Below are 19,990 nucleotides of genomic sequence, written 5' to 3'. Positions count from 1 at the left end.
ACCTTATATTTTTTCCAGGTAATTCGCCAGTTTATTAATAGCGCCCGCTACGATCGCAATCTGTTCCTGCGCCTCTTTCCAATTCCGCTGCTCTATTGCTTCTCTCACACCCGGTATCGTTTTCACACCATAACCCGTGTAGAAACCCGGCGCATAGATGGTATGCTTAAACCAGTCTCTCCGTGGTAATCCACCGGCTACCAACAACTGTTGTTCCGCCTGATAAAGTGCCTGGTTAATGGCCGCCTTATCACCTGCACCTGCTGCCTTTACGTTCGCATGATGTGCGGCAGAATCCAGTATGACCAATGCATTCTGCAAAGGAGAAAAATCCAGGTAAGGAACTTCTGCCTTCGGTGCCGGCCCCTTGATTTTGTCTTGTGGATCTGCAGCCAGATCGTACTGGCGACTGCGGATCAGTTCATTTTCGATCGTTGTATTTTCACGCATAGTAGTGACCAGCGCATCCAGTTCCTTTACATATCCGGCAATCGTTTTTTGCAGGTTGCTGAAGTTAAAAGGCAGGACTGGTGCATCTGCCAGGCGTAATGCAGCCCTGCCCGTAGTCTGCGCCAATGCAACCCCATAGGCAAATTCCGGATCTCCGAAACGGCGATAGTGATCCCAGCTATCAAAGATGGAGTGGTAATCGCCACCTTCATCTTCACCACCAAAACCTATATTCAGGGAAGGGATGCCCAGGTGCTGTAAAAAGGATGAATAGTCAGAACCAGCACCCAGTGCTGACATTGTCAGTTGCTGTTGCTGCAGCAATTCTTTCTTTGCTTTGGCATTACCAGCCTTCGTTGCATCAGCGGCCTTCTTACGTTCATAGATACTCACTTTTGTCTGCGGATCTGTCACCGCCTGTGCAATACCTGCCATCAGTGGTTCCAGCGCATGCGAGCCACCGGCATACAAAAAGCCACGACCGTTACCATCACTGTTGATGTAAGCCACCACTTTCTGTTGCAGTTCCTGCGCATGATCTTCTACCCACTCGGTAGATCCCAGCAATCCAGGCTCCTCACCATCCCAGGCACAATACACCAGTGTACGTGCCGGCTGATAACCTTCTTTTACCAGCTGGCCAATGGCCTTTGCTTCTTCCAGTTCAGCCGCCATTCCACTGATCGGGTCAGAAGCCCCATTTACCCAGGCATCGTGATGGTTGCCCCTGATCACCCATTGATCGGGGTATTTGGCACCTTTCAGTTTGGCAATTACATTATAGGCAGGTACCAGTTTCCAGTCAAAAGACAGTTCCAGGTGTACCTTTCCTACGCCGGGGCCAATGTGATAAGTGATGGGTAAAGTTCCTCTCCATCCTGCGGGTGCTACAGGGCCTTCCAGGCTTTTGAGCAATGGTTGTGCATCGTGGTAACTGATCGGTAATACCGGTATTTTGATCAGGTTCTTCGCCTGTGTACGATCCAGCCTGCTTGCAGACTCCGTAGCCCCGGTACCCGGTGTAAGCGGGTCGCCGGGGTACACTACCATGTCCATGACTGATCCCCGCTGAACCCCGTATTCGTTTTTATAGGCTCCTTTAGGATATACATCCCCCTGGGTATAACCGTCATCTGCCGGATCTGAATAGATGATACACCCAATCGCACCGTGTTCCTGTGCTACCTTGGGTTTGATCCCTCTCCAGCTATGCCCGTATTTAGCGATAACGATCCTGCCTTTTACATCAATGCCCTGTCTTTCCAGCCATTCATAATCTTCAGGTAACCCGTAGTTAACAAATACGAGTTCCCCGTTTACATTACCATCCGCGCTCCATGCATTGTAAGTCGGCAATTGTCCGTCCTGTGCAGAAGTGCCGTCTTCTTTCAATGCAGGCTCTTTGAGTACAGCTTTATAGGGAGTGGGGCCGCTTAGCTCCAGCACTCTTGTTTTAGGAGTTGGGAAGAGCACCTTGTAAGTAACGATGCTGGCATCCCAGCCATAGCTTTTAAATTTGGCAGCAATGTCTTCGGCCACTGCCTTTCCACGGGCAGAGCCGATATGATGTGGGTAAGCAGAATAATTTTTGATGTGATCTCCTATTTCTGCTGCGGAAAGCAGTTTGTCGAAGCGGGTCTCCAGCTGAAGCTGTGCGGCGGTTTCGCTGCTGCTGTAACCAGTGATTGGTTGTTGCTGCGCAGTCGTTAGCGTGGCATAACTCAGGAAAACAGACAATACACAAGTAATATTACGGGTTTGCATGTATGTTTTTTTTAGTTGATAAAAGGTGCCTTACAAATATACTATATTAAATCAGTAGACTATTTGCCTTTTTCAACAGGGCCGGGGCTTTTTGATCCCACTCTACAGTGCCGGGTTCGCACCATACTCACTCCACAATTCATCTACCGTCTTCCCGGTCAGTTCCTTCCAGATCCCATCCGTGTAAGTATTGGTACGCATAGCCTTATCCAGTTTCACCACCAGGTCTTTGTTCTTGTGCTTTTCCAGCCAGATCAGGAAGCGCGCCGTAATGCGGTACGCATTCTTATAAGATTGCTTCTCATTGTATTCCGGCAGGGTCCAGTTAGCACCCGGATTGTCTACGCCCATTGTAGCGCGTACATAATCGGCAATGCCTTCGGTCAGCCAGCCTGGGTTATACTCCGGGTAAGCCTGCACCACGTGCATTGCTTCGTGCGTAACAACATCAATATCGCCCGGATGCTTGCGGAACCATTCCGGGTTGTACGTAATGACAGAACCGCTGGTAGCAGCTACACCGTCATAAGCAGGATCGATCACGAATGCTACTTTTTTGATGGTGTTTTTATTGTACTTCTTCGCTTCGGCCGGATAAACGGTGAAGAAGGTGCTGATCAGTCGTGCCCTGACTGTGGAGTCGAGGTCGGGGCTCTTGTCAGTGAAGACAAGGGTATAACCTTTACGGCTGATGGTTGCTGTCTTGTCCTGTGCCCGGGTTGACGCGGGGAGCAGGCTCGCTGATAGGCATAGGATGCCTATAGTTCTTTTCAGACCTTTAATTGAGTAGACCATTTACGTGGGTGGTTTAATAAATAAAAAATACGCAGCTGTTTTGCCTTTGCAAGCGAATTACCGGCGAAGAGACCAATTTTACCTTTGGCAAAAAATGATCTGTTCGCGAACGGCTTTTTGCCTGCGGCCGGCTAAGCATCCTGCAGGCACAAAATAAATAATTTATATTTTAATTTTCATTGGGTATTTCCCCGTTCTCACCATCTCCCAGTTGTTCCGGCAATTGCCTGACAGCTGTCTCCACGGGTTTCAAATCCGAAAGTTGCGTTTTCACAGCAGGCCCCAGGTTCTGCAGCCTTCGTGCCTGCGGCATAAACCGGCTTTCCAGGCTGGCTACCGCACTATTATAATGCCCTACAGCAGTCGTCAAACTGCCCCCGATAGCTGCAAAATGTTTGACCAGCATACCAGTTCTGTTATACAGCTCGATACCTGCATTTCTAATTTCATCAATATTCTCCGCCACATGCAATTGTTGCCATACAAATCCCACCGTCCGCAATAAAGTAATCAGCGTTGTCGGTGTTGCAAACACCACCTTACTCCTGATCCCTTCTTCTATCAATGTTGGATCTGCCTGCAATGCCGCTCCAAAAGAAGATTCAATCTGCATATACAGGATCACATAATCCGGTGAATCTTTCCACTGGCTCCAATATGCTTTTGCACTCAGTTTCTTCAGGTGATCTTTCACCGCGTAAGCATGTTGCGCAAGCAACACTTTCCGCTCTTCCTCATTCTCCGTTTCAAACGCCCGCATATATGCACTCAGCGGCACCTTGGAATCCACGATGATCGTCTTCCCTTCCGGCAGTCTGATAATCATATCCGGACGTAGCTGCCCATCATCACTATTCACAGATACCTGCTCACTAAAATCACAGTGCTCGGTCATACCAGCGAACTCAACGACCCTCCGCAATGCAATCTCTCCATAACGCCCCCGAATATGAGACGTCTTCAGTGCACTCACCAAACTATGCGTTTCTTTCTGCAACTTCTCTGTACTTTGCTGAACGCCCAATATAAATTGGTTAATCTGCCCATACTGTTGCTGACGGCTACTTTCCAGCTGTCGCATATTTTCGTCAAAGCGTTGCAAACTATCACTCAGTGGTTTCACCATGCTGTCAATCGCCTGCTGCCGCTTTTCCAGGTCTCCTTTGGCATCTGTGAGCTGCGTTTCGAGTGCTGCTTTGGCCAGCGTGACAAAGGAACTATTATTATGTTTCAAAGCCTCTGTAGATAAGGCACTGAAAGCATCCCTGAGCTGCAGGTTAGATTGTTCAATAAAATTCTGCTGTTCCCGCAAGCGAATTTCACGGGCTTCTGCATCACTATGAAGACGGATATTTTCCTGCAGTAAGATCTGCATACGGGCATTCAGCTCTTCTGCCAATGCTTTTTTTTCCTGTACCTCCTGTTTTATCAGGTCCACAGCCTGGTTGCCGGAACCCATCTGGGCCTCCATAACAGCAATGCGGGTCCTGTGTTGATGTATGGTAAAAAGCAGCCACACGATAATCGCTAAAGAAAGCACAACAATGATAATAATCTCCATATATAAGCGAAAAAAGGAATTTCGTGCAATAATACTGAAAAATAACCGAGCGACGTCTTCTGGTTATTCAAGGATTAATTCCGTTTATTCATAGATAATTTAACCCCATTCATCCTATTAAGTCAGAACTTTTTAAACTCAATTCGCAAAAGGTGATCTAAAAACCTGACAAACTTTAATTTAATTATAATTATGTATTATGATGAATTACGTAAGTTTGCCCGCGAATAAATTTTAGGTCATATTTTAAAGGGAGGAGCCTTTTTTCACCCTTCAAAATAATAAAATTGTCAAATAGCAAATAAAATCTATGAAAAAAGGATTGTTACTGGCAGGTGTTTTATCACTGTTTATTGGAACGGCTTCCAAAGCGCAAACATTTCATTACGGTTTAAAAGCCAGCCTGATGTTTTCCAGTATTCAGGGAGATGGCATGGCAAACGGGGTTAAGCCAGGTTTCCAGGGTGGTTTGTATGCCTTCTGGGATCTGTCAAAAGATGGGAAATGGGGCTTCCAGCCAGAACTGCTCTTTACTCAGGCATCAGCTAAAAAAGCAAGCAACTTTGCTACTTACTTCGTTTCTGACAGAAACACTTATGGTAATGACAAGTTACAGCTCAGCTATATCACGGTGCCATTGTTACTGCGTTACAGCCCGATCAAAAATTTTACTATCCTGGCAGGCGGACAGTATAGCTATCTCGTAAATGCTGATGAAAACATCTTCAAAGGCAACAGGGATGCATTAGTGAAAAATGATATCGGTGCTGTGTTAGGTGTACAGGTGGCAGTATCTACCGTACATTTCTTTGGCCGTTATGTATACGGTATCAACGATGTACTGAATGTACATCCGGCTGACCGTACTGACGTTCACTGGCATTCTCAGCAGATTACATTCGGTATGGGTATTAACATTAAATAATGTTCATCCCGTCCTAACATATTGCGGGCCGGCACAATTGTGCCGGCCCGCTTTTTTTTCCCTGAAAATGGGTTTTCATTTCCGTTGAAGAAATCTCCCTTTCATGAACTTTTTATTATGTAAGTCACCTTAATCCCGCATCATTCTTACCGGGCCATATACCGGCCCCACGCTATTGTGTGGCCCTGCTTTCATTGTAACAGTCACCTGCTTTTTACCCTTCGTTAATTCCAGGGGAATTGTATATACTATCTCGTAAAACTTACTTGCCTTGTATTGGTTCAGATCCTCCGTCGCCACTTTCACGCCATCGATCAGGATATCAAATTTGCGATAACGATTGTCCATTCCCCAGTAGTTACACAGCAAACTATTGGCTGCTGCCGGATCCGTTTTCATGGTAAAACTCAGGTAACCATCTTCCTCTGTCGCCCGCCATTTACGGCCATGTTCTTCGCCATTCAGTGTCTTTTCACCCCCAAAATTGTGATCCCGCTCCGGTTGCATTTCTCCTATTCTCAGCATGTCTACCGTCTTTGCTTCTATCTGCTGCTGGCGTTTCTTTTCTCCTTCATATTTTTCCTGTTGTACAGCCCAGGTTTGCGGTGTGAAAGCATCCCAGTACACGCTGTAATATTCTTTGGCAACAGTATTGAAGGGCACCAGTGTAAGATCCTTTGGCTGACCTGTCTGCGTAGTATGGAACACCAAAGGCTGATCGGCTTTTACCCAGTTATTCGGATCTTTATCGGCAGTGACGAGTACCGGGATACCACTTACCGGATCAGGTTCTGTATTGCCCAGTACACCTGCTAAAACAACAGGGCCGTAGAACAGGGCAATCCTGTCAGGATTGTCAGGCATACTTTCTTTGTATACATTCATCGGCAATTCTAAAGTGATTTTATCACCGTTTTTCCAGTTACGCTTCAGTGTAATATATCCATCTGTTCCTACTGTAACCCCTCTGTCCGTTTCACCATTCACATTGATCTTCCAGCCCGGCTGTACCCAGCGTGGTTTGCGGATGCGTATGGCAAAGGTAGAAGGAGCTTTGGTACTGATGGTGAATGCTACTTTATCATCCGCCGGTAATGATGTTTCCTGTTCAATCACAACATTCTTCTCTTTCCATTGCAGGCGTGATGGAATGAAGAGGTTGACATACAGACTACCGTCAGCTCCCTGAAAATAAATACTCTCCGCATACTTCACATGGTTTTCCATACCACTGCCTACACAACAGGTAAAAGTGTTGAAGGTATCACTGAACTCCTTGCGGGTACCCATCCGCAAAGGCACAAAATAACACATCATACCATCTGCATGGTTCTGTGAAGCCAGGATATGATTATATAATGCTTTTTCATAAAAATCCATGTAGTGCGCATCCGGTTGCAGGGAGAAGAGGTGGCGTGTCAGCTTCAGCATATTGTAGCTGTTGCAGGTCTCCATGGTATTGTCAGTCAGGTAATCATTCAGTTTGTCTGCAGGACCCAGGTATTCGTAGTTACTGTTACCACCGGGAGCATAGCTGTGATGCTGTGTTACCGTGTTCCAGAAGAAACCTGCAATCACACTGTCTTTCTTTTGCCCTGTTACTTCATAGCGGCGGATGCAGCCAATCACCTTTGGTATCTGTGTATTGGAATGCTTGCCGGGCAATACATCCAGGTTAGCAGCGAGTGAATCGAGAATGCGTACATCATGGAACTTGTAAGAAAGGTCCAGGTACTTTTTCTCCTTCGTCAATGCATAGGTATTCACCAGTACCTCATTCATACCGCCGTATTCACAGAGCAGCATTTTCTGGATCAGGGAATCAGGCAGGTGATTGATCTCCGTTGATGTCCAGTCAGCCATTTTCTTTTCTACCAGCAGTGCCGTGTTGTTATTACAATAGAGGTAGGCATCCAGTAAGCCGGCCATAATTTTATGCACGGTATACCAGGGAGACCAGCCACCATTCAGGTCAAAACCACGGCTTTTTATTTTGCCGGCAGCTACCTGTGCCCATACGGAATCCTCTCCGGGAATAGCGCCCAGGTAGCCGGTTTTGCGGGCCTGTTGACATTCGTCCAGTTCTTTTACGATATAATTTACTTTGTCGAGAAAACGCTTGTCGCCGGTAGCCGCATATTCCAGGGCGCAGGCAGAGAGATAATGTCCTAAGGTATGCCCAGCCAGTCCGGAATTTTCCCAGCCACCGTATCTTTCTCCTTTTGCTTTCAGCCCTGCATGTGTTCTGAAGTCAGATAATAACCTGTCAGGTTCTATGAGCAGCAGGAAACGTTCATCGGCTTCCATCGCCTGTTTAAAAGGGCCGGCAGCAATGCTGACATCTTCTAACGGAAACGTATATGCCTGTAATTTTACAACGGGCTTTACTTTCATTTTGCCATTGTCTTTCATGGGGGAGAAAGACTGGGCGGAGCAGAATGCTACAGGTAGTAAAAAGGAGAATATAGCGGTTATTTTCATGCGTCAAATGCGTTTAATTGCTTAATGGAAGTATGTTCTTCTCTGATCAGTTTGAAAAATTTTCAATTCATTCAGTATTAAAAAACCTGATTGTGCTTTTAATTCTCTATATTGAACAGATTTTGCGCATGTGCTGAGGATTCTATATATGAATAGTTAACGGCAGATATATACGCGTCGCCTTCGTATTGCGACACCCAAAAAACATAACCTAGACAAATGATTTCAACAAAAGATTACAGTTTACTTCCAGACAGAAAATCTCTCGAAACTATTTGTAAAGCTATTTCTGTTTTGGACGCAATTATTTCTCAGGAATGGGAGTATCGTTATTATTCCTACAACTCAAAATGGGACACCAACGAAAGATGTTTACAAATGCGGAACGGCTCAGGCGAAGAAATGCATATTTTATTTCGTGAAGACGGTTGTGCTATTAATGGTTTTGCTCATGAGTATGATCAACAAGACAAAACTAAATTGACATATAACCTGCCGACAATTTTTGATGATTTTATTTTCGGAGAGCCTGTAAAGTCAATTGGAACAACATTTTGTTTATGGACAACAGAATTGAAAAACTGGCAGGTTGGACAGCTCGAAAGTTTTGAAGACAATTCAGAAGAAATGCTAAATATTCTCGACGGACAACCTCAGACTTATATTGACTGGGCAACAAGTTATTTTGAAGAAAGTGGCATTCCACTGGACACAGTGGATAGAATTTACAGTGGACAAACTTTGACGAAGGAAATGGTTTTGTCTATTGTTGACGAGCTTGAAGATTGGGAACAACTTGAAAAAGACTTAATAGAAATAAATTATCCTTACAATTTTAAAGGCGACTCTGACAACAAGGGTAAGAAAAACAAATAGAATTTTTGGAAGAAATGTACCAGGCTCGTTTCTAGCAACAAGGTGATGTGCCTGACATTTTGCTGTTTTGCCACTTAAATGAACGACTTCCTATTCTCATCAAACTTCATTTATAAACACCCTTAATACTATTAAATCCTGTAGTAACAGGTTAGACATTTGTCCTGTTGTCCCGACGAAAAGAAGAAGCCCTTCAGATCATTGGATTTGAAGGGTTTTTACATTTAAGCAGTTCGAATCCATTTTGAACCATCAGAAACAATAGCATTATTGTACTAATACTTCGAGGTAAGTCATTCGAGTTGATGCACTATGTTTTGAACCAAGCGGCCCTGCTTTCTTGCTAAGATTGTAATTATCCAGCCAGGTCGGTCGGTGCGTACCCAAAATGTTTTTTGAAAGCATAGGAAAAGTGCGATAAGTTTTCAAAACCAACTTCGTAGTAAACGTCAATTGGTTTCTTTTTCTTTTCAACAAAATGATAGTGTGCCAATTCCAATCGCTTTTGCGTAAGCCAACGCTGGGGGGTAGTGTTAAATATTTTACTAAAATCCCGTTTGAAAGTTGTTAAGCTACGACCGGTTAGATAACCGAATTTTTCTAATGGCAGATTGAACATAAAATTCTTTTCCATATAGTCTGCCAGGTCTATTTTCCCGGGTTCTTCAAAGTTCGACAACACGTTATCTATTCCCTTGTCTATAGCCCTGAGAATGCTAATGGCTTCTGTAATTTTCAAAGATGCGATATTTTCGGGAAGTTCTTTCATTTCAAAGTACGGGATCAGGGACGCCAAACAACTTTCAAGCAGGGGATGGTGATTGAATGTATATATTTTCTGCGATTCAGAGGCTTTAGGTTTTACAGGCAGGTTGACGTAAAATTCGCTAAGCCTTTTGGTTGACAAGTGCATCACCACGGTTTTGTGTGGCTGCCCGTCTTTGGGATAATTTATGATCGTTGCCAGTTGATTTCTGGGTATCAAAAATATATCGCCTTTTTTAAAAATATAAGTCGCATCTGCCTGTACGATCTTGGTCTCGCCCGAAATAAACCAAATGAGCATATGATGGTCGAACATAATATCCGATTTAAAAAACTTGTCTTCGTAACAAGACAGTTTAATATCCTCGGTTATATATTTTGCCTGATATTCCATATCTTATTTTTTGATAGTCCTTTCTTCAGACTGGTAATTATAAATACAAAAATAGAAATAATCATGATATTCATTTATATGGATTGACCGCCATCAATCAGGAAATTTGCCCCTGTAATAAATGAAGATTCGTCACCCGATAAATAAGTTATCAAACCGGCTACTTCATTGGCCTTCCCTAATCTTGATAATGGGATACTACCAATGAGTTGTTTCTCAAGAGTAGCATCCAGTCCAATTTTATTCATGATTTCCGTAGCAACAGGCCCGGGGCTAACTGCATTCACACGAATTTTACGGTCAGCCAATTCAAGCGCTGCAATTTTCATAACGGCATTGATAGCAGATTTACTTGCCGCATATACCGATGCGTTTTGCGGGGAAATGGTTGCGGATGTTGACGATAAAAATATCACCGAGGAGTTATCATTTAAAACGGGAATAAATTTACTTAATGTAAAATAAGCCCCTTTGAAATTTACATTCATTATTTCGTCAAACACATTTTCAGTCATCGACTCAATTGGGGCCAATTTTGTAATGCCCGCATTGATGAGTAAAATATCTACTTTGCCGAATTGCGCTTTCACTTCCGATACCAGCATATCAATGTCAGACAAGTTGGATTGGTCAGCCACCACCCCACTTACATGGAGTGTTGAGGCTGCCTTTTCAATCGCTTCTTTTCTTCTACCGGTGATGATGACCATTGCGCCTTTTTCGATAAGCGCTTTTGCGGTGGCATACCCGATGCCACTGTTGCCACCTGTAATAACCGCTACTTTATTTTTTAAATTATTCATTCTATCTTTTATAAGTTGATTAGATAATGCGGAAAGTAATGCCGGTCATTTCTTCGCTCAATGCCCATAAGCGTTTGGCATTGGCTTTATCTAATGAATAAGGATTTACACCAGTAGGCATGGAAGTGTCGGCAGTCAATTCGGCAACGTCTCCATCTTCGCAGTACACCCCTCCTATATTATTCAACAAAGCACTGGTGGCACACCAAACCGTTGTGGCTGCACCCTGAGGGATCGTTTTTAACGAGGCGGCCACATCTGGTAAAAGATTGCCTTCCGCATCGCAAAAACCCATTTTTTGAAACAGCTCCAACGGGGCTTCTCTTCCTAATTCAGTTCCGCCAATAGAACCCGGGTGCAATGAATATGCTCTTACATTATAGGCTTTGGCAAGATTGTCTAATTCAAGCGCAAATAAATTGGTGGCAGTTTTTGATTGGCCATACGCCTGCAGGGTTTCGTATTCCCGGTTGAGAAAATTTGGGTCCTCAAAATTGAAAGGGGCGAATTGATGTCCGTGTGAAGATACATTGATCACTCTCGCGCCTCCGGCTTTTTTGAGTGCATTCCAAAGCCGGGCGGTTAATTGAAATTGTGCTAAATAATTGGTGGCTAACTGTGATTCAATCCCACGACTGTCTTTACGCAATGGCACCCACATAATACCTGCATTATTGATAAGTAAATGAAGGGGGCGGTCCGAAGCCAAAAACTTTTCGGCAAATGTGTCGATAGATGTCGGATCCATCAGATCCATGGGTTCAATTTCCACATTGGCAACAGATGCCAGATTTCTCTTTGCTTTTGCTGTGTCTCTTGCAGGCACAATGACCGTTGCCCCTGCGGCAGCCAGCGTTTTTGTCGTTTCTAAACCAATGCCCGTATTCCCCCCTGTTACAATGGCAATTTTTCCTGTAAGGTCAATGCCTTTGATCACATCACTTGTTGTTGAGGTTGCGTTGAAGCCTGATCCTGTTGAATGCTGTAATGCTCCGTTGTAATTTGTTTGTTCCATTTTTTAAATTTTTAATTGTCTTTGATGGAACAAAAATAGCGCAGCTGTTTTGGGCTGGCTTTGTTTAAACGTCCGAATATACTTTGTTCATAAGGCCAGGCTATGGCCAGGTAGTATTATGTGATATTTTTACTTTAGTATTGCGCTACAGCTTAACTGTCAGTTTTTGTCTACCAATCACCGCTTACTTTGGTTATTTTTGATGATCATTACCGACCCGAAATTTGGCTTGCAAACCTGCCTAGAGCATTTAAATCCTGTATAAACTGGTTAGACATTTGTCCATTTGTTCCGACATATTTAATACCCAACATATCAATCCATAACATTATGAACTCATTTCGTAATTACCATTTAGGTATTGATTATCAATTTAAAATACCTGTTTATGAAATGAGTTCATAATACAATCCTGATCAATTCTTATACGGGTGTAGGATTCTACCCCAGATATTTGTTACCGTTGTGTCTTGATTAGATTAGCAAAGCAAGGAGAAGTAACCTGCACACTTATCCTTGTTTCTTATGATGAGTATTAGAAAACGGTTAGGCGTGGAGGTGATCTCCAGATTGAATGCGATTATTTTGCAATGAGGACCGGAAAGGGGAATGATGCCATTACACTACGCATCGCCAGTCATTAATTTTGATATTCGTGCTGCATTTACTATTCCCATCTTCTCAAGCGTTTTTCGAATTCTAAATTCGAATTCGTATTGATGTTCTCTAACTTTTTTCAACTCAGTTTGTAACTGCAATTCAGAAACTCTAACTAAAATTTCTATGTCTTTTAAGTCTTCAGGGCTTGATTCAGTATAATTGGAAAATTCAATGAATCCGTTCATTTTTTTATAATATACCCATGGGTGCCCTATCCATAGTTGATTCCATTTATTGAACTCACTGTAGAAAATATTTTCCCATTCCTTAATATCTCCAATATCCCCACAGCAACCTGGCGCTATGTATATCGTGTTATTTTCTTCCAGAACTATTCCGCCACTTATTCCGGCAACTTGTTCTTCATAATCTAATAATTCTACGTCTGTAAGCTCGCTCTTTAAAATTTCAGAAAGTTCATCATCATTGATTGTTCTAATGTCAACTAAATAAGAGCCTTTACTAATTGACTCTAACCTTCCTAAATTTTTATCTGATATACAGTTTTTCCAAAATTGATTCCACTCGTCTGGAAATTCAATTGAACTACCATTAGGACATTCATATTCTTTGCTTGAGAAGTCATAGGGACTTATCTCAATTGTATTTATTAATCGCATTTCTTCTCGATTTGACTTTATTCTACCAATTCCGAGATTACAGAAAATTTATGAAACGATAGAATGTATTTCATTTTCTTTATCTTTTAAAGGATAATTTATAATGGACAATCCCCCAATTTCGACCTAATCAAAAAAAGGTATCGGGGCACCACCTTAGCAATTCATCCCCCATTTTAAGCAAATCCACCCTGTTACAATCAATGTTATTCGCTCCATCAACACTATCCCCCATCCATCTCTATTTATCAAACACTATCTTTGTGAGGTAAATATGAAAAACGCATTACCTGAACAGCCTATAGCACCATTATTGGATTACTTCAATCGCCTCATTCCACTGAATCAGACGGAAAAAGAACTAGTCCTGGCCAGTTTCCACCCCAGGATTTTCAGAAAGAGACAGTATGTCCTACAGGAAGGCAACGTATCCACTCATTTTTACTTTATAGTTAAAGGATGCCTGAGAATGTATAAAGTTGATGAGAAGGGAACCACACACATCTTACAATTTGCTCCCGAGAATTACTGGCTAATGGATATCAGCAGTTTCCACGGCATGAAACCATCACTCCTCAACATTGACGCACTGGAAGACACAATGGTGTTACAGATCACCCGGGAAGACCTATTATCCTTATACACAAAAGCGCCCAAGTTCGACCGCATTTTCCGGGTTCTTATCGAAAACAGTTTTGTAAGACTACAAGAGCGATTACTGCAAAACATTAGCTCTACAGGCGACCTCCACGAGTTTGGTGCATTGGGTAAAACCGCTACAAAAGCAGCATTAGCCGGTAAAATTTAACAAACACAAGCGGCAATGCCGCTTTATAGACAGTTATGGAATCGAAGTTAACAATGCCGTTGGCATGGAGTGTTTTGTATGTAAGTGCATACAGTCAATCAAAGAAGAATCTACGGTATTTTGGGCAGGGCAACGCTGTATTGCCGAACTCAGTTCCATACGGAAATAATCACATCGCCGGCCATTATATCCAGGCCGGCGATGCTAAAATCTATTACGAGGTGTATGGAAAGGAACAGCCAGTTGCTCTGCTGCATGGTGGCGTTTTTGGGTCTGCTTATGATTTGACCAGGCTGGCTACATTTTACAACACCATGACCGCAAGCAAGGAATTGTTTAATAGCATCTAATGGCAGGTGAGCGCGATATAAATGCACCTCTTCGCTTACCAGATGCTTCCCCATAGTCAGTTAAGCATTATATCCAATGCACCCCATCCGGTGTTCCTATTCAATTTCCCCGCAGTATGGGCCAGTATTGTTCATTTTTTAAAACAATAATGATACGCCACCAGGCACATAAATACGAGCTTTATCAGATTAGCCCAATTTCCGGGTGGGTAAAATGTAGTAATAACAATTCCACTATTTCACCACCGGAAAATTCCCTCCGTCAATAACCAGGTTCGCTCCCGTAATATAAGAAGCCGCAGGCGTTACCAGGAAGTAAATCAACTCCGCCGTTTCCTCCGGCGCTGCCATTCTTCCGATAGGTACGCCCCCTACTCTTTCAAACAATTTTGCGGTCGTTTCTTCTACACTACTATTGCTTTGTCTTGCTAAATCTTCCAGGAAGACCGTCATTGCTTCGGTCTTATTTAAGCCAGGAGATACCGTTACGACTCTTACCCCTTTACTGGCTACTTCAGTAGCCAATGCTTTACTATACGTATTCAGGGCAGATTTTGCGGTACTATATGCCATTGTAGCCTCCCATATTGGGAACTGGCTGCTGGTTGTAGATACGTGAATGATCACCCCACTTTGCTGCGCCAGCATCATCGGCAATAAAGCACGGTCCAGGCGAACTGAAGAAAGCAGGTTTACCTGCAGCGCCTGGTTCCAGTCTTCATCTGTCAATGTGCTGAATCCACCGCCCGGATAGGTATTTGCACCCATATTATTAATGATGATGTCTATCCGCCCGAATTGTTTTTTAATTATATCAGCCACTTTGCTGACTTCTTCTGCCCGCGCCAGGTCTGCAGCAATAAACGTATTTGCTGACTGAGGATCTTCCGGCTGATTGCGGGCGATGACAATTACTGTTGCCCCTGCCTGCTCCAACCTTTTTACCACCGCTTTACCTATTCCTTTCGTTCCACCGGTTACGAGCGCTATCTTTCCTGCTAATGCCGCATCAATTGTTGTTTGATTGTCCATGTTGTTTGTTTTTAATTCCCTTATTGTTAGCTTTGAATTATACAAGTGCATAAAGTAAATCAAACAGTTGCTACGATCCATTCTTTCAACATAAATAGGCAGTAACGTTTATGTAACTAAAAGGACAAAAGTGGTAACATCCAGGTAACTAATGAAGAAGTTTAAAGAACATACATCCACCTGCCCCATTGTTCACACGATGACATATATCGGCGGAAAGTGGAAACCGATTATCCTGGGGCGGCTCGTAAATGGCGCTGTCCGGTTTGGAAAACTGGCAGTGCAGATACCGGATATATCGCGCAAAATATTGACTGAACAGCTGAAGGAACTGGAAGATGACGGATTAATTTTGCGACATAGCTATAATGAAAAGCCACCGCGGGTAGAATATGAGCTGAGCGAGATTGGTAAGACTGTTTTGCCCGTTTTAATGGCGATGACGGAACTGGGCGGACAAATGCATGAGGCCATTACCAGGTTTAAGAATGGGATTAAAACAGGTGAATAATACGATCATCATGCACATCAAGCCTTTCCCACCATTAGAATAGCTGCTTTCAGGAAGCTTTGTAATGTTAATTCCGAAAACGCCGGCAAAGCGTTCGCAACCGAATTGCACCGGTAATTCATTTTAGCTATTTTGCTGTCCTGTTAACTGATAAAACATTCATGATGAAGAACACCGCTGAAATAGTTTTAAACCGTTTCAATAGTACAATTACTGCATGGATTAACAGCCTGAATGATTATTCTATCGCACAACTGCACCAGGCACCGCGACCAGGCTCCTGGTCTTTAGGACAAGTATATACCCATATTATTGATGACACCCGTTACCAGGTAGCGCAAATGAAATCTGCTTTGTTCACGAAGGAGCATGCAGGAGAAGATATGCATCCTGATGCTAAAATTATGTTTGCTAATAACAGCTTTCCCGATATGATAATTGCAGGACCTGCTACCGATCAAAGGATACCACAACCTGGTAATAAGCAGGCCGTTTTGCAGGCTTTGGTGCAGATTAAAAACGAAGTGAACGAAGCCTGGGAAACTATCGATCCTGCGCTCGCTACCGGGAAGACCCTACACCCAGGCTTGCACTATTTTAGCGCACTGGAATGGCTGCAGTTTATGGAAATGCATATGCGCCATCATTTCAGGCAAAAGAAACGGATCGATGAGGTATTAGGTACATAAGCTATCCAGCCCCCCTACAACAAAAACCCAATCATCAAGCTAACTCTCGGGCCTGTCAACACACCATTCCTTCTCATCCGGATCGTATTCAACTCTTCCCGCTCACGGAAATAATCATTCACCTGGTCAAAGACCAGCGTACTTTTCTGGTGGATCTGAATCATATATCCCAGCTCCATACTGACGGACAATCTACGCCAGTGTCCACTGGCTTCCAACAATGGCTGCAACGCCTTTGCCTTTCTCCTGTACTTCACCTCCACCCTGTCTGTACTATATGTGTGATAAGTCGTTTCCTGGTATTCATTACCATTATCATCCATATAAGTATGGGTTCGCGTAATGGTAAATTCAGATCCCGATGTAAATCCATCGAAATAAAGAACCTGCTGCTTATTGTCAATATCACCTACATGGTTAGATCCCCTGAATGCATAATAATCCAAACCCGGCTTCAGTGAGATTGAACCCATATTCAGTACATATCGATACCCTCCGTGAAAATAAAACCCACCATCTCCTCCTACATTCCTAAATCCACCAATACCTAATACAATGTCATTTTTCTCCTTCCATATCGATTCAAAATCACCACCCATTGACCACATACGATTGGCAAAACCATTCCTGGCGGTACCTGTAAATGTCTCGTTTTTCTGGGAGCCCGTACTTACGGGAACGGATGTATAGTTGATATATGCCTGCGTGGCCTGCCCGGGACTTATGGGAAATATATTACCGTAGTTAAATGCCAGGATGTGATAGTGGTTTGGAAACTTATCCCAGACATAGGATTTCAATTCCCTTGCAGGTGCAATTGATGTAGGCTTTACTGTAGCCGTATCCATTCTCTGGGAAAAACCCTGGAGGCCAACAATCATGAACATGGGCAACATTAACTTTCGTATACTACAGCTCATCGTATATAGGGTCAGTGATTCAGATACAAAAATCGCGTTTTTCCGGGAGCTATCATAATAATTTATTCCCCAGCTCATACACCCTTAATCCGGCATCACGATGAGCTACCAATAAGGCAGCTCCCGCCAGCAATTTCGTATCGCCTATCTGCCCTTCGTAATCTTCGATCTCCTCTCCTTCCTGCGCGACCGCCCCTCTCTGGTTATAAGGTATCAGCCTGTTCCCCTCCAGCAACAACTCTCCGAAACAAGTCATGGTAGCTCTCCTGATCAGTAATAATCTACCAAAACGTGTAGTCGTTAACAGTACTTCATCATCCAGGTAAATCACCCTGTATTCCAGGCTATCCTCATTCGCAGCCGGGTATTCATCTCTTCCTTCAAACAAAGCAGGCTGCGTAATTTCTGCGATCTGCTCCACCCCGGGAAATGAAAATACTTTAATTCCCTCATCATAATGTGGTGCCGTGACAAACTCCTTTCCTGAAGGCGCAAAAGCACCAAAAATCTCGTCATTGCATGCCCTCAATTCTGTTACTTCAATAGCACCTGGCAAAAGCCGGATGCTGAATAAACGGGTATCATCCTGCCCCGCAGCCAGGTCTAATAAGACGATACCAGGAGATGATGTGGCATGAAAACCATAGGCATATTCCTGGTATCCATCCAGTGTATGTTCATGTAAAATTTGAAAATCAGGGATGCTTACTACCAGCAGCTTATCTCCTCCCCCCGAGGGTGTTACAAAAAGTGCTTTATTGCCAGAAAAATGACAACCCGTACCTAAAAATGAATACCACTGCTCATGCGGAAATTCAGCAAGTAAAAGCCCATCCGTAGCATAAAACTTCACACTACTGATGTCCGTTATTGCATACATTTCTCCATCTTCCCGCATGGCCACTCTCGGATATACATAGTTCCCTACATTGATAGATGGCTCCCCCGTCCATATCAATTCAAGTTTATTATTCAGCGCAACAATCTGCTGACTTTCCTTAAATGTCACGACAAGCAGGTCATCATTCACTATAGTGGTTTCCAAAACCTTAAGACCATTGGAAAATGAATACGCGATGGGTAGGTTAAACTGTACGAAAGATTGCATAGTCAAACAATTACGGGTTTTGCAACAAATATAAAACTAATTTATCAGGCCAATCCCCGATATTCACCCAATTCCGCAGCTGTTTTAAAACCCTCTATCCAACCAATATGACAGAAAACCAATTGTAGCATCCCTGCTGGTAGTATGCAGCCTCTTCCTGGCTTGTTCCTCAACAACTACCGACCGTCGTCAGATCGCATAAAAAAAATAGACTTCCTACAATACCTCTTTTAGCCACGCATCTACTTCCTGCACCAAACGAAGCGGGTTACTCCCCTGGCAATGCGCATCTGCTCCTGTCGCTGCATCCAACTGTAACAGTTTCTTTTTAGAAGATGGAATCGCCGCATGCCATTCGTTTGTTTGCTTCTTCCAGATACTTCCTTCCTGCATACCCAATACTGACAAAAAAGGTACATGCACATGTGCAGGATTTACCCTTACCCCTTCCCAAAGGCTACCTAAAGATGCAAGGTCACTAACACCTGCTTTCCACATCAATACCTGGTGATTTCTAAGTGCAGCTGCTGATTGTATGGAATTTTCTTCCATCTGCTTTGCCACCCCGGAAAATAATTCATACGGACATGTCAGCGCCGGCGTTGCTACCACGGCTGCCAGCCGGGGTTCATAAGCTGCTGCACGACATGCAAAATAACCACCCAGGCTCATCCCCAATAAAGCAACCTTACGAACAGCAAATCTCTTTATTAATTCATCGAGTATTGCTGCAATTGGTTTTTCTACCTCCACTTCCCAATGCAATCCCTGCTGCTGTACAATTCCCTGGCCAGGTAAATCGACTAATGCCACGGCATAACCCCGTTCTGCATAATATCTGCCCTGTGATAAAAAACGATCCTCATGGCAGGTATCCGCACCACCAATCACCAGCACCGTTGGTGCAGCCGGATCACTTGCCGGATAAAAATGACCCGGTAATTCACCACCACCATAAGGAACAGAAAAACGGATTGCAGTCAGGTTTAATGCTGTCATTGCCTGGTCAAAAAGAAGCTGACTTTTAGTAAATAAAGCAATGAACCTTTCTCCCGGTGCTACAAATTGCCAGGCAGAACGATAACAGGCAAATGCTTTCAAACTGGCCTCCCCCACAGCCCTTGCCAAACCTCGTTGCTGCCACTCCCTTGCCTCCGCATGCAGGATCTCTCCCTGTTTTTCGAATGCATCCGCCCAGGAATCTGCATCTCCATCCCTGATCTGAGACGCTATGTAAAATGCCTCTCCGGCAGATAAGCCGCCAGCCGGCCCCCAACCTAATGCGGCGAGAAAAAACAGATCCATATTGGGATCCGCAAAACGATAACGCTGACTTAATCGCTGCGTAGAATAATCCTGGTTTGCCATCACTATTTTTTTTAAAACATTCTATTGCCCAGGCGCACAAGCGCCTCTCTTTTTCATTGATTACATTACAAAATTGATCTTATCTTTAGAAATAA

Annotated in this window: 18 protein-coding genes; 6 read left to right on the top strand and 12 right to left on the bottom strand. The window is 43.7% G+C overall.

Going from position 1 to position 19,990, the window contains the following annotated elements:
• Positions 1–3: 3 nt before the first annotated feature.
• The 3 genes from U0033_RS32590 to rmuC all read right to left on the bottom strand — a co-directional run bounded on the left by U0033_RS32590 (position 4) and on the right by rmuC (position 4,570).
• A complete protein-coding gene (locus tag U0033_RS32590; RefSeq protein ID WP_072362996.1) occupies positions 4–2,214 on the bottom strand; it encodes a transferrin receptor-like dimerization domain-containing protein in 2,211 nt (736 codons plus the stop codon).
• 102 nt (positions 2,215–2,316) lie between these two features.
• Positions 2,317–3,009, bottom strand: a complete 693-nt coding sequence (locus tag U0033_RS32585) for a basic secretory protein-like protein (protein WP_072362997.1) — start codon at positions 3,007–3,009, stop codon at positions 2,317–2,319.
• 169 nt (positions 3,010–3,178) lie between these two features.
• Entirely contained in the window at positions 3,179–4,570 is a 1,392-nt protein-coding gene (gene rmuC / locus U0033_RS32580; RefSeq protein ID WP_072362998.1) for a DNA recombination protein RmuC, read from the bottom strand.
• A 310-nt stretch (positions 4,571–4,880) separates the two neighbouring features.
• Between rmuC and U0033_RS32575 the strand changes: the two genes are divergently transcribed.
• On the top strand, positions 4,881–5,495 hold the full coding sequence (locus U0033_RS32575) for a porin family protein (protein WP_072362999.1): 615 nt from the start codon (positions 4,881–4,883) through the stop codon (positions 5,493–5,495).
• Between the two features lie 129 nt (positions 5,496–5,624).
• Here U0033_RS32575 and U0033_RS32570 read toward each other — a convergent pair whose 3' ends face one another.
• Positions 5,625–7,976 carry a glycoside hydrolase family 127 protein gene (locus U0033_RS32570; RefSeq protein ID WP_072363000.1) on the bottom strand — a complete coding sequence of 784 codons (2,352 nt, stop codon included), beginning with the start codon at positions 7,974–7,976 and terminating at the stop codon, positions 5,625–5,627.
• A 219-nt stretch (positions 7,977–8,195) separates the two neighbouring features.
• Here U0033_RS32570 and U0033_RS32565 point away from each other — a divergent pair, with 219 nt between their 5' ends.
• Positions 8,196–8,852, top strand: a complete 657-nt coding sequence (locus tag U0033_RS32565; RefSeq protein WP_072363001.1) for a hypothetical protein — start codon at positions 8,196–8,198, stop codon at positions 8,850–8,852.
• Positions 8,853–9,207: 355 nt separating this feature from the next.
• Here U0033_RS32565 and U0033_RS32560 read toward each other — a convergent pair whose 3' ends face one another.
• The 4 genes from U0033_RS32560 to U0033_RS32545 form a co-directional block, all read right to left on the bottom strand.
• Positions 9,208–10,011, bottom strand: a complete 804-nt coding sequence (locus U0033_RS32560) for an AraC family transcriptional regulator (protein WP_072363002.1) — start codon at positions 10,009–10,011, stop codon at positions 9,208–9,210.
• Between the two features lie 74 nt (positions 10,012–10,085).
• Positions 10,086–10,814 (bottom strand): SDR family NAD(P)-dependent oxidoreductase, encoded by a 729-nt coding sequence (locus U0033_RS32555; RefSeq protein WP_072363003.1) that lies wholly within the window; start codon positions 10,812–10,814, stop codon positions 10,086–10,088.
• 19 nt (positions 10,815–10,833) lie between these two features.
• Positions 10,834–11,829, bottom strand: a complete 996-nt coding sequence (locus U0033_RS32550; RefSeq protein WP_072363004.1) for an SDR family NAD(P)-dependent oxidoreductase — start codon at positions 11,827–11,829, stop codon at positions 10,834–10,836.
• Between the two features lie 623 nt (positions 11,830–12,452).
• The gene (locus U0033_RS32545; RefSeq protein WP_083571636.1) at positions 12,453–13,109 is read right to left on the bottom strand and encodes a hypothetical protein; all 657 of its coding nucleotides are present in this window, start codon (positions 13,107–13,109) and stop codon (positions 12,453–12,455) included.
• Positions 13,110–13,383: 274 nt separating this feature from the next.
• On the opposite strand from U0033_RS32545, the gene U0033_RS32540 reads away from it, so the two are divergent.
• Together U0033_RS32540 and U0033_RS32535 are read left to right on the top strand one after the other, a co-directional pair.
• Positions 13,384–13,917: a Crp/Fnr family transcriptional regulator gene (locus tag U0033_RS32540; protein WP_072363005.1), complete on the top strand. Its 534-nt coding sequence runs from the start codon at positions 13,384–13,386 to the stop codon at positions 13,915–13,917.
• A gap of 35 nt (positions 13,918–13,952) precedes the next feature.
• Positions 13,953–14,267 carry a hypothetical protein gene (locus U0033_RS32535; protein WP_143150793.1) on the top strand — a complete coding sequence of 105 codons (315 nt, stop codon included), beginning with the start codon at positions 13,953–13,955 and terminating at the stop codon, positions 14,265–14,267.
• Between the two features lie 234 nt (positions 14,268–14,501).
• Here the strand turns inward: U0033_RS32535 and U0033_RS32530 are convergent, their stop codons facing one another.
• Positions 14,502–15,299 carry an SDR family oxidoreductase gene (locus U0033_RS32530; RefSeq protein WP_072363007.1) on the bottom strand — a complete coding sequence of 266 codons (798 nt, stop codon included), beginning with the start codon at positions 15,297–15,299 and terminating at the stop codon, positions 14,502–14,504.
• A 151-nt stretch (positions 15,300–15,450) separates the two neighbouring features.
• Here U0033_RS32530 and U0033_RS32525 point away from each other — a divergent pair, with 151 nt between their 5' ends.
• Both U0033_RS32525 and U0033_RS32520 read left to right on the top strand, forming a co-directional pair.
• The gene (locus U0033_RS32525) at positions 15,451–15,810 is read left to right on the top strand and encodes a winged helix-turn-helix transcriptional regulator (RefSeq protein ID WP_072363008.1); all 360 of its coding nucleotides are present in this window, start codon (positions 15,451–15,453) and stop codon (positions 15,808–15,810) included.
• 161 nt (positions 15,811–15,971) lie between these two features.
• The gene (locus U0033_RS32520; RefSeq protein ID WP_083571637.1) at positions 15,972–16,499 is read left to right on the top strand and encodes a DinB family protein; all 528 of its coding nucleotides are present in this window, start codon (positions 15,972–15,974) and stop codon (positions 16,497–16,499) included.
• Positions 16,500–16,513: 14 nt separating this feature from the next.
• On the opposite strand, the gene U0033_RS32515 is transcribed toward U0033_RS32520, so the two are convergent.
• The 3 genes from U0033_RS32515 to U0033_RS32505 all read right to left on the bottom strand — a co-directional run bounded on the left by U0033_RS32515 (position 16,514) and on the right by U0033_RS32505 (position 19,895).
• Positions 16,514–17,386 carry a hypothetical protein gene (locus tag U0033_RS32515; protein ID WP_143150794.1) on the bottom strand — a complete coding sequence of 291 codons (873 nt, stop codon included), beginning with the start codon at positions 17,384–17,386 and terminating at the stop codon, positions 16,514–16,516.
• 85 nt (positions 17,387–17,471) lie between these two features.
• Entirely contained in the window at positions 17,472–18,527 is a 1,056-nt protein-coding gene (locus U0033_RS32510) for a hypothetical protein (RefSeq protein ID WP_072363010.1), read from the bottom strand.
• Between the two features lie 216 nt (positions 18,528–18,743).
• On the bottom strand, positions 18,744–19,895 hold the full coding sequence (locus tag U0033_RS32505; protein ID WP_072363011.1) for an alpha/beta hydrolase family protein: 1,152 nt from the start codon (positions 19,893–19,895) through the stop codon (positions 18,744–18,746).
• Between the last annotated feature and the right edge of the window lie 95 nt (positions 19,896–19,990).

It is taken from the genome of Chitinophaga sancti, assembly GCF_034424315.1.
GTDB lineage: Bacteria > Bacteroidota > Bacteroidia > Chitinophagales > Chitinophagaceae > Chitinophaga > Chitinophaga sancti.
This window is presented reverse-complemented; position numbering and strand designations above follow the sequence as displayed.